The following is a 14,971-nucleotide window of genomic DNA, read 5'->3' on the forward strand; positions in this document are numbered from 1 at the left end:
TTATCCACAGATTTGTTCTTTACTAATAATAATAGTAATTATTATTTTTTATTTTTTTTATTTTTTTGAATTTAAACCTTAAAGAAAAGAAAAAGATCTTTTTTTTAAGATATTATGTTTTTAAGATTAACATGTGTTATCTTGAATAAAATATTAATACTATTTGAATATTTTTAAATTTTTAAAAGGTTTTTATATGTTTAATTTAAGAAATTTTGATGTAATCGTTGTTGGAGCAGGACATGCTGGTACTGAAGCAGCTATGGCTTCATCAAGAATGGGTTGTAAAACATTATTGCTCACTCAAAAAATTTCAGATTTAGGTGCTTTATCATGTAATCCAGCTATTGGAGGGATAGGAAAAAGTCATTTAGTAAAAGAAATAGATGCATTAGGTGGTATGATGGCTAAAGCTATTGATTACTCTGGTATTCAGTTTAGAATTCTGAATTCTAGCAAAGGTCCTGCTGTAAGATCTACTAGAGCTCAAGCCGATAAAATCCTGTATCATGAGACAGTAAAAAAAATATTAAAAAAGCAAAATAATTTGTTAATTTTAGAAGCAGAAGTTAAGGATTTAATTTTTAAAAATTACTCTGTTGTTGGTGTGTTAACACAAAATGAAATTAATTTCTACTCTCGTTCAGTTGTGTTAGCAGCAGGCACTTTTTTAGGAGGTAAAATACATATAGGGTTAAAAAGTTATTCTGCTGGTAGAATAGGAGATAAGTCTGCTATAGATTTATCTGTTCGTTTAAGAGAATTGTCTTTGCGAGTTAATAGATTAAAAACAGGAACGCCGCCTCGAATTGATATCAACACTGTTAATTTTAACAATTTATTAATTCAAAATAGCGATACTCCTGTTCCAGTTTTTTCATTTATGGGAAACGTTTCACATCATCCTAAACAGATACCATGTTACCTCACACATACTAATGAAAAAACACATGAAATAATACGTAAAAATTTAGATAAAAGTCCAATATATACGGGTTTTTTAAAAGGTTTAGGACCTCGATACTGTCCTTCTATTGAAGATAAAATTGTACGTTTTCCAGATAGAAAATCACATCAAGTATTTTTAGAACCTGAAGGATTATCTAGTATTAAAGTATATCCTAATGGTATTTCGACCAGTCTTCCAATAGAAGTTCAAGAACAAATAGTAGCGTCTATAAAAGGTTTAGAAAAATCCAAAATTATCAGACCTGGATATGCCATTGAATATGATTTTTTTGATCCAAAAGACTTAAATTTAACTTTAGAAAGCAAATTAATTAAAGGGTTATTTTTTGCCGGGCAAATTAACGGAACTACTGGTTATGAAGAAGCGGCTTCACAAGGATTGTTGGCAGGATTAAATGCAGCATTAAGTTCAAAGAATACTGAAGGATGGTTTCCTAGACGTGATCAAGCATATTTGGGTGTTTTAATAGATGATTTAACTACTCAAGGCACAGAGGAACCATACCGCATGTTTACTTCACGTGCCGAATATCGACTTTCTTTAAGAGAAGATAATGCAGATTTACGTTTAACTGAAATTGGTCGTAAACTTGGTTTAGTAAATGATTCAAGATGGATTCGTTATAATCAAAAAGTATTGAATATTCAAACAGAAATGAATCGTTTAAAAAAAAATAAAATAAGTCCTATATCACCAGATGCTGATATTTTAAAAAAATTATATAATATTAATTTAATTAAAGAAATAAGTATGTCTGAATTATTAAAACGACCGCAAATTAGATATCAAGACTTACAATCTCTAGAATCTTTTAGAACAGGAATTGTTGATTTGGAAGCGATAGGACAGATAGAAAATGAGATTAAATATGCAGGTTATATTAAACGACAATCAGAAGAGATCGAGCGACATTTAAAAAATGAAAATACTTTCTTATCATCTATTTATGATTATAACAAAATAAGAGGTTTATCTTCTGAGGTTGTTAAAAAATTAAATGATTACAAACCCATTTCTATTGGTCAAGCATCACGTATTTCTGGAATTACACCAGCTGCTATATCAATTTTATTAATTCATCTAAAAAAAGAATCTTATAAACATACTTTGTAGATTACAAAATGATTAATTTTTTAGTTTTCAAATCATTTTTTATAATTTTTAAAAATTAAAATTTGATTTTAATGTATTTAAAATACATAATAATTGTTTAAATTTGATTTTATTGCTAAATGGTAACTGTTTGCTGAATGTATTTTTTTTGTTGTATAATCTTTTTTAAAATTATAAAAATATGAGAGAAACATATGATTTTAGAAAAGATATCTGATCCTCAAAAATATATTAGTCATCATTTAAGTCACTTGCAGATAGATTTGCGTTCTTTTAAAATTATTCAACCAGGTGCATTGTCTTCTGATTATTGGACTGTAAATGTTGATTCAATGTTTTTTTCTCTTGTACTGGGTAGTTTTTTTTTAAGTATTTTTTATATGGTAGGAAAAAAAATTACTCAAGGTATACCAGGTAAATTACAAACTGCAATTGAGTTAATTTTTGAATTTGTAAATTTAAATGTAAAAAGCATGTATCAAGGTAAAAATGCTCTTATTGCACCTTTATCATTAACAGTATTTATTTGGGTTTTTTTAATGAATCTAATGGATTTAGTTCCGATTGATTTCTTTCCATTTATTTCTGAAAAAGTGTTTGAATTACCTGCTATGCGAATTGTACCTTCTGCTGATATTAATATTACACTATCAATGTCACTTGGCGTGTTTTTTTTAATTTTATTTTATACTGTTAAAATTAAAGGATATGTAGGCTTTTTAAAAGAACTTATTTTACAACCTTTCAACCATCCTGTATTTTCTATTTTTAATTTTATATTAGAATTTGTGTCATTGGTCTCGAAACCCATTTCTTTGGGATTGCGATTATTTGGAAACATGTACGCAGGTGAAATGATTTTTATTTTAATTGCAGGTTTGCTGCCATGGTGGACACAATGTTTTTTAAACGTACCGTGGGCTATTTTTCATATTTTAATAATTTCACTACAGGCTTTTATTTTTATGGTATTAACTATTGTATATTTATCAATGGCCTCTCAATCTCATAAAGATTAAAATCTATTGTGATTTTTTTAAAAACTGGAGTTTCTAATGGAAAATTTAAATGTTGACATGCTTTATATAGCAGTAGCTATAATGGTGGGATTAGCATCAATTGGAGCTGCAATCGGAATTGGAATTCTGGGCGGTAAGTTTTTAGAGGGAGCCGCTAGGCAACCTGATTTAGTTCCATTATTAAGAACACAGTTTTTTGTTGTCATGGGATTAGTTGATGCGATTCCAATGATTGCTGTAGGTTTAGGATTATATATGCTTTTTGCTATTTCATAATTTTTTTACTATAATTTTTTATAAAAAACATATTATTTTAGATTATTACATAAAATCTTTACGTTTTTTTAGATAACGTAAAGATTAATTTTCATATTGATATAAAAGGTGGATTCTCGTGAATCTTAATGCGACAATTCTTGGACAAGCTATTTCATTTGTTTTATTTGTCTGGTTTTGTATGAAATATATTTGGCCTCCTATTATTTTAGCTATTGAAACTAGACAGAAAGAGATTAAAGAATCATTAACTAATGCAAAAAAAGCTCGGGATGAATTATATATTCTCGAAAAAAAAATACATCAAAATATTATTGATGCCAAACAAAAAGCATCGAATATTTTAAATTCAGCAAATAAACAAAAAGTGTCAATTTTAGAAGATGCAAGAAATCAGGCGTTAGAAGAAAGTAAAAAAATTATCCTGAATACTCAATCAGAAATTAATATTGCTATTACACATGCACGTAAAAATTTACATAAAGAAGTAGTAGATTTATCTATTTCTATGGCAGAAAAAATTATCAAAAAAAATATTTCTAAAGATGATAATCAAGAGTTGTTAGATGAATTAGTTACTTCTTTATCACAGGTGAAAAATTAATGTCAGTAGCAGATACTATTGCTAGACCTTATGCTCAAGCAATTTTTGAAATTGCCATTGAGAATAATACAATTGAAAAATGGAAAAATATATTAATTTTTATTAAAACTATTGCTTCGCATAAAAAATTTAAAAATTTTTTGTCAGGTTCTATTTCACCTAAATATTTATCGTTAATATTTATCACAATTGGCACTAATATAATTGATGAAAACGCAAAAAATTTAATAAAATTATTATCTGAAAATCAACGTTTTAATATATTAAATAATATATTCGAACGATTTGTAAAATTAGAAGCATGTTATAAAAACATCATAATAGTTCAATTGAAATCAGCATTTTCTTTAAAAGAAAATCTCATTAACAAAATACGAAAAGTATTAGAACGGTTCTTCTTAAAAAAAACTAAAATTATATATAAAGTAGATCCTAATATACTTAATGGTATGATTGTAAAGGTGAATAATACTATTTTTGATTTATCTGCTCAAAATCATCTTAAACAATTATCTGATTCTTTAAATTTTTAAGAGAATAAAAATATATGAGATTAAATTCTACAGAAATCAGTAAATTAATTAAAGAAAGAATAGCGCAATTTGAAGTTTTTAATCAATCATACAATGAAGGCTCTATTATTTCTGTAAGTGATGGTATTATAAAAATCAATGGTCTTTCTAACGTAATGTTAGGTGAAATGATTTTATTGCCTAATAACGAGTATGCAATTGCTTTAAATATAGAAAGGGATACAGTTGGTGCTGTAGTTATGGGTCCCTATATTCATATTTCTGAAGGAGCTAAAGTACGGTGTACAGGGAAAATACTGGAAGTGCCAGTAGGTGATAATTTTTTAGGTCGAGTAGTAAATGCATTAGGTTTTCCTATTGATGGAAAGGATTCCATACAAAATGATGGTTTTTTTCCAGTAGAAGCTGATGCTCCTGGAGTAATTGACCGAAAATCAGTCAACCAGCCTATACAAACAGGTTATAAAGTTATCGATTCAATGATTCCTATCGGACGAGGTCAACGTGAATTAATTATTGGTGATAGACAAACAGGAAAAACTGCACTAGCAATAGATACAATTATTAATCAGAAACAATCTGGTATTAAATGTATTTATGTCGCTATTGGACAGAAACTTTCCACAATTATTAATGTTGTTAAAAAATTAGAAGAAAACAACGCTTTATTTAATACAATCATAGTAGTAGCTTCTGCTTCAGAAGCCGCATCCTTACAATATTTAGCACCATATTCTGGTTGTGCTATGGCAGAATTTTTTCGAAATAAAGGAGAAGATTCTTTAATTATTTATGATGATCTTTCAAAACATGCAGTAGCTTATCGTCAAATTTCTTTATTATTGCGCAGACCACCAGGAAGAGAAGCATTTCCTGGAGATATATTTTATCTACATTCTCGTTTATTAGAAAGAGCCTCTCGAGTCTCTATGGAGTATGTACAGAAAATAACCAAAAATAAAATTACTGGAAAAACAGGATCCATTACAGCTTTGCCTATTATTGAAACACAATCTGGAGATGTTTCTGCTTTTGTTCCTACTAATGTTATTTCTATTACCGATGGTCAAATTTTTTTAGAATCAAATTTATTTAATTCGGGCATTCGACCTGCTGTAAATCCCGGTATATCTGTTTCTCGTGTAGGAAGTGCCGCACAAACTACGATTATTAAAAAACTCTCGTCTGGGATTCGTACGGCATTAGCACAGTATCAAGAACTTGCTGCATTTTCACAATTTTCATCTGATTTGGATGATACCACTAGAAAGCAATTAAATCATGGTCAAAAAATTACAGAATTATTAAAACAAAAACAATATTCACCTATTTCTATAGCCGAACAGGCTCTTATACTTTTTGTTGCAGAAAATAATTTTCTTGATGATATTTCTATAGATAAAATCACTAAATTTGAAAAAGAAATATTAATTTATGCTCATAATTATTATTTTGATTTAATGGAAGAAATTAATAAAACAGGCGATTTTAATATTGTTATAAAAGATAAATTTATTAAATTAATTACCGAGTTTAAAAAAAATCAATTTTAAAAAAATAACTAATAAGTTAAAAAGAGAAAATAGTGACCAGCACAAAAGAAATAAAAAACAAAATCGTGAGTGTTACCAATACTAAAAAAATCACTAAAGCGATGGAAATGGTGGCAGTGTCTAAAATGAGAAAAACTGAAGAAAGAATGCGATCAGGTCGACCATATTCTGATATTATTAGAAAAGTTATTGATCATGTGACACAAGGAAATTTAGAATATAAACATAGTTACTTGGAAGAAAGAAAAACTAACCGTATTGGCATGATTATAATATCTACTGATAGAGGATTATGTGGTGGTTTAAATACTAATCTTTTTAAACAAGTATTATTTAAAATCCAGAATTTTGCTAAAGTAAATATTCCGTGTGATTTAATATTATTTGGTTTAAAAAGTTTATCTGTATTCAAACTTTGTGGAAGTAATATTCTTGCGAAAGCAACTAACTTAGGAGAAAATCCCAAATTAGAGGAATTAATTAATTCTGTTGGAATTATACTCCAAGAATATCAATGTAAACGAATTGATAAGATTTTTATTGCTTATAACAAATTTCATAATAAAATGTCGCAATATCCTACAATTACACAATTATTACCTTTTTCTAAAAAAAATGATCAAGATGCAAGCAATAATAATTGGGATTATTTGTATGAACCAGAATCTAAACTGATTTTAGACACTTTGTTTAATCGATATATAGAATCTCAAGTCTATCAAAGCATTTTAGAAAATATAGCAAGTGAACACGCTGCTCGTATGATTGCAATGAAAACAGCGACGGATAATAGTGGAAATCGGATTAAAGAATTACAGTTAGTCTACAATAAAGTTCGTCAGGCTAATATTACTCAAGAATTAAACGAAATTGTTTCAGGTGCATCAGCGGTTTCAATTGATTAAAAATTAGTAGAGGTTTTAAAATAATGGCTACTGGAAAAATCATCCAAATTATTGGTGCTGTCGTCGATGTAGAATTTAATCAAGATTCGGTACCTAAAATATATAATGCCTTAGAAGTCAAAAACAAGCAATATAAACTGATTTTAGAAGTGCAACAACAGTTAGGTTCAGGTGTCGTACGAACGATTGCTATGGGTTCATCTAATGGTTTAAAACGAGGTTTAATTGTTACTGATCTTGGACATTATATCAAAGTTCCGGTAGGAGAAGCAACACTGGGTCGTATAATCAATGTATTAGGTGAAACAATAGATAATAAAGGGGCATTAAAAAATAATCAATCTGATAAAATTGAATATTGGGAAATTCATCGTTCACCTCCAAGTTACAGAGACCAGGCTAGTTGTAGAGAAATATTAGAAACAGGAATAAAAGTTATTGATTTAATTTGTCCTTTCTCAAAAGGTGGTAAAGTTGGTTTGTTTGGTGGAGCCGGTGTAGGTAAAACAGTTAATATGATGGAATTAATTCGTAATATTGCTGTCGAACACTCTGGTTATTCAGTTTTTACTGGAGTAGGCGAAAGAACTCGAGAAGGGAATGATTTTTATCATGAAATGAATGATTCTCAAGTTTTAGATAAAGTTTCTCTTGTATACGGACAAATGAATGAACCACCAGGAAATAGATTACGAGTTGCTTTTACAGGTTTAACTATTGCAGAAAAATTTCGTGATGAAGGAAAAGATGTTTTATTATTTATTGATAATATATATCGTTACACCTTAGCAGGTACTGAGGTTTCTGCTTTACTTGGACGGATGCCGTCAGCAGTAGGTTATCAACCTACTTTAGCAGAAGAAATGGGTTTACTCCAAGAAAGAATTACTTCAACAAAAAATGGTTCAATCACTTCTGTTCAAGCAGTATATGTACCTGCTGATGATTTAACAGATCCTTCACCTGCAACAACATTTGCACATTTAGATTCTACAGTTACATTAAGTCGGCAAATCGCGTCTCTAGGAATTTATCCTGCTATTGATCCTTTAAATTCAACCAGTCGTCAATTAGATCCTTATATTGTAGGTGACGAGCATTATGAAACCGCATTAGGAGTGCAGTCCATATTACAAAGATATCAAGAATTAAAAGATATTATTGCCATTCTAGGTATGGATGAATTAGCAGAAAAAGATAAATTATTAGTATCTCGAGCACGTAAAATACAGCGATTTTTATCTCAACCATTTTTTGTTGCAGAAGTTTTTACTGGTTTTCCAGGAAAATACGTTTCTTTAAAAGACAATATTCGTGCTTTTAAAGGTATTATCAAAGGCGAATTTGATGATTTACCAGAACAAGCATTTTATATGGTAGGTTCTATTGAAGAAGTTATAGAAAAAGCAAAAAAATTATAATTTTTTTGGATGTACAGGATATATTTATGAATTTTTATTTAGATGTAGTTAGTTTAACAAAGACTATATTTTCTGGATTTGTAGAAAAAATTCGAGTTTCTGGAAGTGAAGGAGAACTCGGTATTTATCCAGGACATGCTCAGTTGTTAAGTATACTTAAACCGGGAATGGTATACATTTTTCATAAGAAAGATAAAAAAGAAGAATGTATTTATATATCAGGAGGAATATTAGAAGTGCAACCTTCTGTTGTATCTATTTTAGCTGATGTTGCTATTCATGCTATTGATTTAGATCGAAGTCGTATTTTAAAAACAAAAAAAAATGCGGAAGAATCTATTAAAAGTAACAATACAAAAATTAATAAAGATGCTATTTTATTGCAAATTTCTAAAGAAATTGCAAAATTAAGAGTGCTTGAAGTAATGGATAAATTTAAATGAAAAATAATCTTTCGCGGCTGGTTTTTTCCTGCCGCAAGTACTAAAAAATTTATTCTAAGAATAAAAAATATTTTTAAACGTCAATATTTTCTGCTTTTAAAGCATTATTTTCTATAAATTGTCTTCTAGGTTCAACCGCTTCTCCCATTAGAGTATTAAATAAATTATTTGCAGAAACTGCATCTTTGATAGTTACCTGTAGCATGTTTCTGGTTTCAGGATTCATTGTCGTATTCCATAATTGTTCTGGATTCATTTCACCTAATCCTTTATATCGTTGTATAAACAAGCCGCGTTTAGATTGTTTTATTAACCATTTCCATGTATTTTTTATACTATCTATTTTATAAGTAGACCCAGATTTTTCTATCAAAACTTTATCTGAAAAATATTTTTTAAAACTTTCACCTAAATTAGTAATTAATAAATATTCTTTGCTTTTTAAAAATTCTTCTTTAAAATCATATTTTGTATAATGTGCATATCTAGATATTTTTATAGTTGGTTCGAATATATTTTTATCTAAATTTTCTTTAATTTCTATTGAATAGTGATTATTACTGTTATCTTTTTTATTTAGATTTTCAGCCAATGTGTATATCCATTCTTTTACTATTTCGATATCTTTTAAATTGTGTAAATGATTGTGGTAGATTAATTCATTAAATACTAATTTTGGAAAATAGTGTTTGCTTTGTTTCATAATTATTTGAATATAATGATATTCAGACATAATTTTTTTAAATTTTTTAAGTTTTTGATTAATAATAAGATTATCTTCACTTTTTAAAACAAGATCTTTTAAAGCATTTTTAATTTGATATGTATTCATTTCTTCATCATTTTTAATATATTTTTCTTTTCTTCCTTTTTTTAATTTGTATAATGGAGGTTGTGCAATATAAACATACCCTTTTTCAATTAACTCAGGTAGTTGGCGATAAAAAAAAGTTAAGAGAAGTGTACGAATATGCGCACCATCTACATCAGCATCAGTCATTATAATAATATAATGATATCTTAATTTATCTATATTATATTCATTTTTACCAATCCCGCATCCTAACGCAGTGATAAGAGAGGCAACTTCTTGTGATAAAATCATTTTATCGAACTTGGATTTTTCAACATTCAATATTTTTCCTTTAAGAGGAAGAATTGCTTGATTTTTTCTGTTTCTGCCTTGTTTAGCAGACCCACCTGCCGAATCACCTTCTACTAAATAAATTTCTGAGAATTTAGGATCATTTTCTTGGCAATCAGATAATTTCCCAGGCAGTGCACCTAAATCTAATATACTCTTTTTTTTGTTGATTTCTCTTGCTCGTCGCGCTGCTTCTCTAACTTTAGCCGCATTGATGATTTTTTGAATAATAAATTTTGAGTCAGACGGATTTTCTAAAAGATATTCAATCAGGTTTTCATTAATTAATGATTCTATTACTGACCTCGCTTCAGAAGAAACTAATTTATCTTTGGTTTGCGATGAAAATTTTGGATCAGGTATTTTGATTGATATAATAGCTGTTAATCCTTCACGTACATCTTCACCTATTATAGTAGTTTTGTTCTTTTTATTATAGCCTTCTCTTTCTATATGTAAATTTAATGTTCTCGTCATACCGGAACGAAATCCTGCTAAGTGTGTTCCGCCATCTTTTTGTGGTATATTGTTAGTAAAACATAATATATTCTCTTGATGAGAATTATTCCACTGCATAGCAATTTCTAGTTCTATTTGATCTTTTGTAGATCGAAAATAAAATATATGTGTATGAATAGGTGTCTTTTTTGCATTTAAAAATTTAATAAATGCTTTAATGCCACCTTTATAATGATAGCAATTTTTAATGCTAGTTCTATTATCTTCGAGATAAATAGCAATGTTTGAATTAAGAAAAGAGAGTTCACGCAAACGTTTAGATAAAATTTCATATTGAAATTTTATATTATTTGTAAAAGTTTTATAACTAGGCCAAAATCTTATATACGTACCAGTTGTGTCAGTTGTTCCAATGATAGAAAGAGGATTTTCTGGTTTTCCATGTCTGTATATTTGTTGATATTTTTTCTTATTTTTGTCTATTATTAGTTCTAATTTTTCCGATAAAGCGTTGACGACTGATATTCCTACACCGTGCAATCCACCTGATATTTGATATGAAGCATTATCAAATTTGCCGCCTGAATGTAATACTGTCAGAATAACTTCTGCCGCTGAAATGTTTTCTTCAGGATGAATATCTGTAGGTATTCCTCTACCATCGTCTTTTACTGAAACTGAATTGTCTGAATGAATGGTTACTATTATTTCTTTGCAATAACCAGACAGCGCTTCATCTATTGAGTTATCTACTATTTCAAAAACCATATGATGCAATCCACTACCATCATCTGTATCTCCAATATACATACCCGGTCTTTTACGAACAGCATCTAATCCTCTTAAAATTTTAATATTAGAAGAGTCGTATATATTTTTCATAACTTTCCCTATAATTTTTTTAAGTAAAATAATTATTAAAATTATTATATTATTTTTATGTAAAAAAATAATATTGAAATTATTTTACATTATTTATTATATTCTATAATGCAGGTTCGAAAATATTTAACGTTTTAATAACATTACAACATACAATATTGATGCATCATTTTCTGCTTCAATTTGTATTGAATTATTAGCATTATTTAAAAATAAAAAAATATTTTCGCTAGTAATAGAATTTAATATTTCTATTATGTAGTACACATTAATTGATATTTTTACTGTATTTCCAGTATAATTTATATTAAATCTATCTTCTGCTATTTCTTCTTCTTGATTATCAGATAATACTTTAAATTGACCATTTCTGATATGAATTTCTACTCCACAAAATTTTTCATGGGATAAAATAGCAGCTCGTAACAATGATTGCTTTAATAGTTTTGAATTTAAAGTAATAAAATTGTTTTTATTTTCAAGCAAAACACTCTTATAATCAGGATATTGTCCTTCAATTAATTGTGTTGTAAATATAAGATCTTCTATATGTACTCTAATATTATTTTTTCCAACTAAAACTTTTATTGGTTGTTTTGGAATATTTAATAATCTATATAGTTCAATAACGCCTTTTCTTGGAATAACTATTGAAAAAGGAATTATATTTTCTTTTAAAAAAAATTTTGATATTCCTAGACGATATCCATCTGTGGCTACTGCATAAAGTGATCGATCTGTTTTTTCTAATAAAATACCATTAAGGTAGTATCGTACATCTTGTTTAGCCATAGAAAATTGAATTTTTTCTATCATTTTTTTTAAAATATCTGAAGGTATAAAAAATTCTGAAATATGATGAAAGTCATGATGAACTGGAAAACTATCATAAGGTAAGGTGGTTAATATATAACGACTATTTCCAGAAATAATATGCATTTTATTATTGTTTAATTGCATCTCTATATTTGATGAATTTAATGAATTTCTGCAAATATCTAAAAGTTTTCGGCCTGAAATCGTTGCAGTTCCTGATATGTGTTCTGTTGATAGTTGAATCATAGCAACTAATTCTATTTCTAAATTCGTCCCTGTTAATGATAACATTCCGTTTTTTATATTTATTAATACATTATCTAAAATAGGAAGAGAAGTATTTTTTACAAGCAACCGACTTATTTTTTGTAAATTTTTAATTAAAATATTATTATTGATAATAAATTTCATATGATCACTTTGATAGAGTTCTAATTAAATTTAAAAAATCTTTTTTAATATCGTGATTTTCTTTTCGCAATTGTTCGATTTTACAACATGCATGCAGTACTGTTGTATGATCTCTGCCACTAAAAGCTTCTCCTATTTCAGGCAAACTATGATTAGTTAATTTTTTCGCCATAGCCATTGCCATTTGTCTTGGACGAGCTATTGAACGTGAACGTTTTTTTGATAATAGATCAGAAACTTTAATTTTATAGTATTTTGCTACTGTTTTTTGGATATTATCAATAGTGATAATTTTTTCTTGTACAGCAAGTATATCTTGAAGTGCTTCACGAGCAAAATCTACAGTAATAGCACGATGGGTAAAACGAGAATTAAGAATAACTCGATTTAAAGCACCTTCTAATTCGCGTACATTAGATCGTAAATGTTTAGCAATAAAAAAAGCCACTTCATTAGATAATATGACGTTATTTTGATCAGCTTTTTTTATAAGAATAGCAACTCTAGTTTCAATTTCTGGAGGATCGATAGCAATTGTGAGACCCCAGCTAAATCTTGATTTTAGACGATCTTCAACTCCGTTTATTTCTTTAGGATAACGGTCAGAAGTTAATATGATTTGTTGATTTCCTTCTATTAAAGTATTAAATGTATGAAAAAATTCTTCTTGTGAACGTTCTTTATGTGCAAAAAATTGAATATCATCGATTAATAGTGCATCAACAGAACGATAATACAATTTAAATTTTTCAATAGCATTATTTTTTAATGCTTTTACCATGTCTTGTACAAAACATTCAGAATTCATAAAAATGATTTTAATATCATACTTATATGATAAAATTTCATTTCCTATAGCATGAAGTAAGTGAGTTTTTCCTAATCCTGTTGCACCATATAAGAATAATGGATTATAAGAATTTCCAGGATTTCTTGCGGCTTGAAATGCTGCTGAACGTGCAAGCTGATTAGATTTTCCTTCTACAAAGTTTTGAAAATTATATCTTTTATTAATATTAGATCGATAAGACAAATTTTTGAATTTTGGAATATTGGACCAGATTAGCTTTTCATTTTTATTATTATTATTATTTTCAATGTTTTTTTTTAATTTGTTTTCTTTATAAATTTGATAAATTTCAAATTTTATTAATGGAGAATTAGTACCGCAATAATCTTGCAGTATTTTTTTTAAATGATTTAAGTATTTGTCTTTCACCCATTCCAAAACAAATTTATTTGGCGCATATATTTCTAGAATGTTATTGTTTAGTTTGGCCTTCAGAGAGCGTATCCACATACTAAACTCTGTATTCGGTAGCTCATCCTGCAACCGGTCAAGACACTGTTTCCAAAGACAAAGTGACACGGTAGACTCCAAGCGAACACAATCAATAAAAAAATAAACTTTGAAAAGTTATTGTTTTTCATACGTTTACTTTGATATATATAATTTTATATAATTTTTTTTATATGAAATTATGTTTTTTATATTAAAAGTTATACAATCTAAGATTGGCGAGTATAACGAAAAGGATATAATATATTGTTAAGATATTTTTTATCTCAAGAAGTGATTTTTAAATGTACTGTCATTTTTATAAAAAAACATAATTATCATACCAGAATACAAAATTAAAAATATTTTTTTAGATCAGTTGATATCGAATGTATTTTAATTGATAAAAATTTTTATAATATTTTTTATAATCAATGATTTAAATAAAGTTAATTGACTATAGCATTTAGAATAATTAATCTTATTAAACGTGAATTTTATAAATTATATTCAACAAAAAATAGTAAGGTAAATATTAAAATGAAACGAACTTTTCAACCATCAATATTAAAACGTAATCGTTCACATGGATTTAGAATTCGTATGGCAACAAAAAATGGTCGTTATATTTTATCACGAAGACGTGCTAAGTTAAGAACACGTTTAACTGTTTCTAGCAAATAGTAGGTTAATATTTTGTTGAATTATTTTTTTAAAAAACAATTACGATTATCTGACTCTACAAGTTTTCAAGATGTTTTCAATGGATCTGTAAAAAAAAAAAATACTTTAGAAATAAGTATTTTAGGACGTTTTAATTTATTAGGACATCCTAGATTAGGTCTTAGCATACCTCGAAAAAACATTAAGCATGCTCATAATCGAAATTTGATTAAACGATTAGTGCGAGAGACTTTTCGTTTATTACAATACAAATTACTTTCAATGGACTTTGTAGTGATAGCAAAAAAAAATATTCTCTTTTTAAATAATACAAGAATAATAGATATGCTAAATAGTTTGTGGTCTAATTATTATAGATAATAATATTTTTTATTCTATATATTATAAATACATTATCTATTTTAAATATGATTAAAATAATTTTATGTCAATTGAAGTAGTACCCTTTAAATATAGTTA

General features: G+C 27.6%; 14 protein-coding genes. 11 read left to right on the plus strand and 3 right to left on the minus strand.

Translation table 11 applies throughout. The features are described from left to right. Positions 1-196: 196 nt before the first annotated feature. The 9 genes from mnmG to atpC all read left to right on the plus strand — a co-directional run bounded on the left by mnmG (position 197) and on the right by atpC (position 8,837). Positions 197-2,083, plus strand: a complete 1,887-nt coding sequence (gene mnmG, locus BU_RS00060; protein ID WP_010895896.1) for a tRNA uridine-5-carboxymethylaminomethyl(34) synthesis enzyme MnmG — start codon at positions 197-199, stop codon at positions 2,081-2,083. A 194-nt stretch (positions 2,084-2,277) separates the two neighbouring features. After that, positions 2,278-3,102: a F0F1 ATP synthase subunit A gene (gene atpB / locus BU_RS00065; protein ID WP_010895897.1), complete on the plus strand. Its 825-nt coding sequence runs from the start codon at positions 2,278-2,280 to the stop codon at positions 3,100-3,102. 36 nt (positions 3,103-3,138) lie between these two features. Then, positions 3,139-3,378, plus strand: coding sequence for a F0F1 ATP synthase subunit C (atpE, locus tag BU_RS00070; protein WP_009873965.1), 240 nt, complete (start codon positions 3,139-3,141; stop codon positions 3,376-3,378). A gap of 118 nt (positions 3,379-3,496) precedes the next feature. Next, positions 3,497-3,982: a F0F1 ATP synthase subunit B gene (locus BU_RS00075; protein ID WP_010895898.1), complete on the plus strand. Its 486-nt coding sequence runs from the start codon at positions 3,497-3,499 to the stop codon at positions 3,980-3,982. Then, positions 3,982-4,515, plus strand: coding sequence for a F0F1 ATP synthase subunit delta (locus tag BU_RS00080; protein WP_010895899.1), 534 nt, complete (start codon positions 3,982-3,984; stop codon positions 4,513-4,515). Before BU_RS00075 ends, BU_RS00080 begins: the two co-directional genes overlap by 1 nt. Before the next feature lie 14 nt (positions 4,516-4,529). Then, entirely contained in the window at positions 4,530-6,068 is a 1,539-nt protein-coding gene (gene atpA / locus BU_RS00085) for a F0F1 ATP synthase subunit alpha (protein ID WP_009873968.1), read from the plus strand. A gap of 32 nt (positions 6,069-6,100) precedes the next feature. Next, entirely contained in the window at positions 6,101-6,973 is an 873-nt protein-coding gene (atpG, locus tag BU_RS00090) for a F0F1 ATP synthase subunit gamma (RefSeq protein WP_010895900.1), read from the plus strand. Positions 6,974-6,996: 23 nt separating this feature from the next. Continuing rightward, entirely contained in the window at positions 6,997-8,394 is a 1,398-nt protein-coding gene (atpD, locus tag BU_RS00095) for a F0F1 ATP synthase subunit beta (RefSeq protein ID WP_009873970.1), read from the plus strand. 26 nt (positions 8,395-8,420) lie between these two features. Further along, positions 8,421-8,837 carry an ATP synthase F1 subunit epsilon gene (gene atpC, locus BU_RS00100; RefSeq protein ID WP_009873971.1) on the plus strand — a complete coding sequence of 139 codons (417 nt, stop codon included), beginning with the start codon at positions 8,421-8,423 and terminating at the stop codon, positions 8,835-8,837. 73 nt (positions 8,838-8,910) lie between these two features. On the opposite strand, the gene gyrB is transcribed toward atpC, so the two are convergent. The 3 genes from gyrB to dnaA form a co-directional block, all read right to left on the minus strand. After that, complete coding sequence (gene gyrB, locus BU_RS00105; protein WP_010895901.1) at positions 8,911-11,322, minus strand: DNA topoisomerase (ATP-hydrolyzing) subunit B; 2,412 nt, start codon at positions 11,320-11,322, stop codon at positions 8,911-8,913. 126 nt (positions 11,323-11,448) lie between these two features. Further along, positions 11,449-12,549, minus strand: coding sequence for a DNA polymerase III subunit beta (dnaN, locus tag BU_RS00110; RefSeq protein WP_010895902.1), 1,101 nt, complete (start codon positions 12,547-12,549; stop codon positions 11,449-11,451). 4 nt (positions 12,550-12,553) lie between these two features. Then, the gene (gene dnaA / locus BU_RS00115) at positions 12,554-13,918 is read right to left on the minus strand and encodes a chromosomal replication initiator protein DnaA (protein WP_009873974.1); all 1,365 of its coding nucleotides are present in this window, start codon (positions 13,916-13,918) and stop codon (positions 12,554-12,556) included. Between the two features lie 450 nt (positions 13,919-14,368). Here dnaA and rpmH point away from each other — a divergent pair, with 450 nt between their 5' ends. Next, entirely contained in the window at positions 14,369-14,512 is a 144-nt protein-coding gene (gene rpmH, locus BU_RS00120; protein WP_009873975.1) for a 50S ribosomal protein L34, read from the plus strand. A gap of 12 nt (positions 14,513-14,524) precedes the next feature. Further along, a complete protein-coding gene (gene rnpA / locus BU_RS00125) occupies positions 14,525-14,872 on the plus strand; it encodes a ribonuclease P protein component (RefSeq protein ID WP_010895903.1) in 348 nt (115 codons plus the stop codon). The last annotated feature ends 99 nt before the right edge of the window (positions 14,873-14,971 follow it).

The organism is Buchnera aphidicola str. APS (Acyrthosiphon pisum) (assembly GCF_000009605.1).
Taxonomy (GTDB): Bacteria; Pseudomonadota; Gammaproteobacteria; order Enterobacterales; family Enterobacteriaceae; genus Buchnera; species Buchnera aphidicola_I.

Coding starts and splice junctions, on each gene's coding strand:
- atpD (WP_009873970.1), top strand. CDS start 6,997: ATGGCTACTGGAAAAATCATCCAAATTATTGGTGCTGTCGTCGATGTA.
- atpA (WP_009873968.1), top strand. CDS start 4,530: ATGAGATTAAATTCTACAGAAATCAGTAAATTAATTAAAGAAAGAATA.
- atpB (WP_010895897.1), top strand. CDS start 2,278: ATGATTTTAGAAAAGATATCTGATCCTCAAAAATATATTAGTCATCAT.
- atpC (WP_009873971.1), top strand. CDS start 8,421: ATGAATTTTTATTTAGATGTAGTTAGTTTAACAAAGACTATATTTTCT.
- atpE (WP_009873965.1), top strand. CDS start 3,139: ATGGAAAATTTAAATGTTGACATGCTTTATATAGCAGTAGCTATAATG.
- mnmG (WP_010895896.1), top strand. CDS start 197: ATGTTTAATTTAAGAAATTTTGATGTAATCGTTGTTGGAGCAGGACAT.
- gyrB (WP_010895901.1), bottom strand. CDS start 11,322: ATGAAAAATATATACGACTCTTCTAATATTAAAATTTTAAGAGGATTA.
- BU_RS00080 (WP_010895899.1), top strand. CDS start 3,982: ATGTCAGTAGCAGATACTATTGCTAGACCTTATGCTCAAGCAATTTTT.
- dnaN (WP_010895902.1), bottom strand. CDS start 12,549: ATGAAATTTATTATCAATAATAATATTTTAATTAAAAATTTACAAAAA.
- rpmH (WP_009873975.1), top strand. CDS start 14,369: ATGAAACGAACTTTTCAACCATCAATATTAAAACGTAATCGTTCACAT.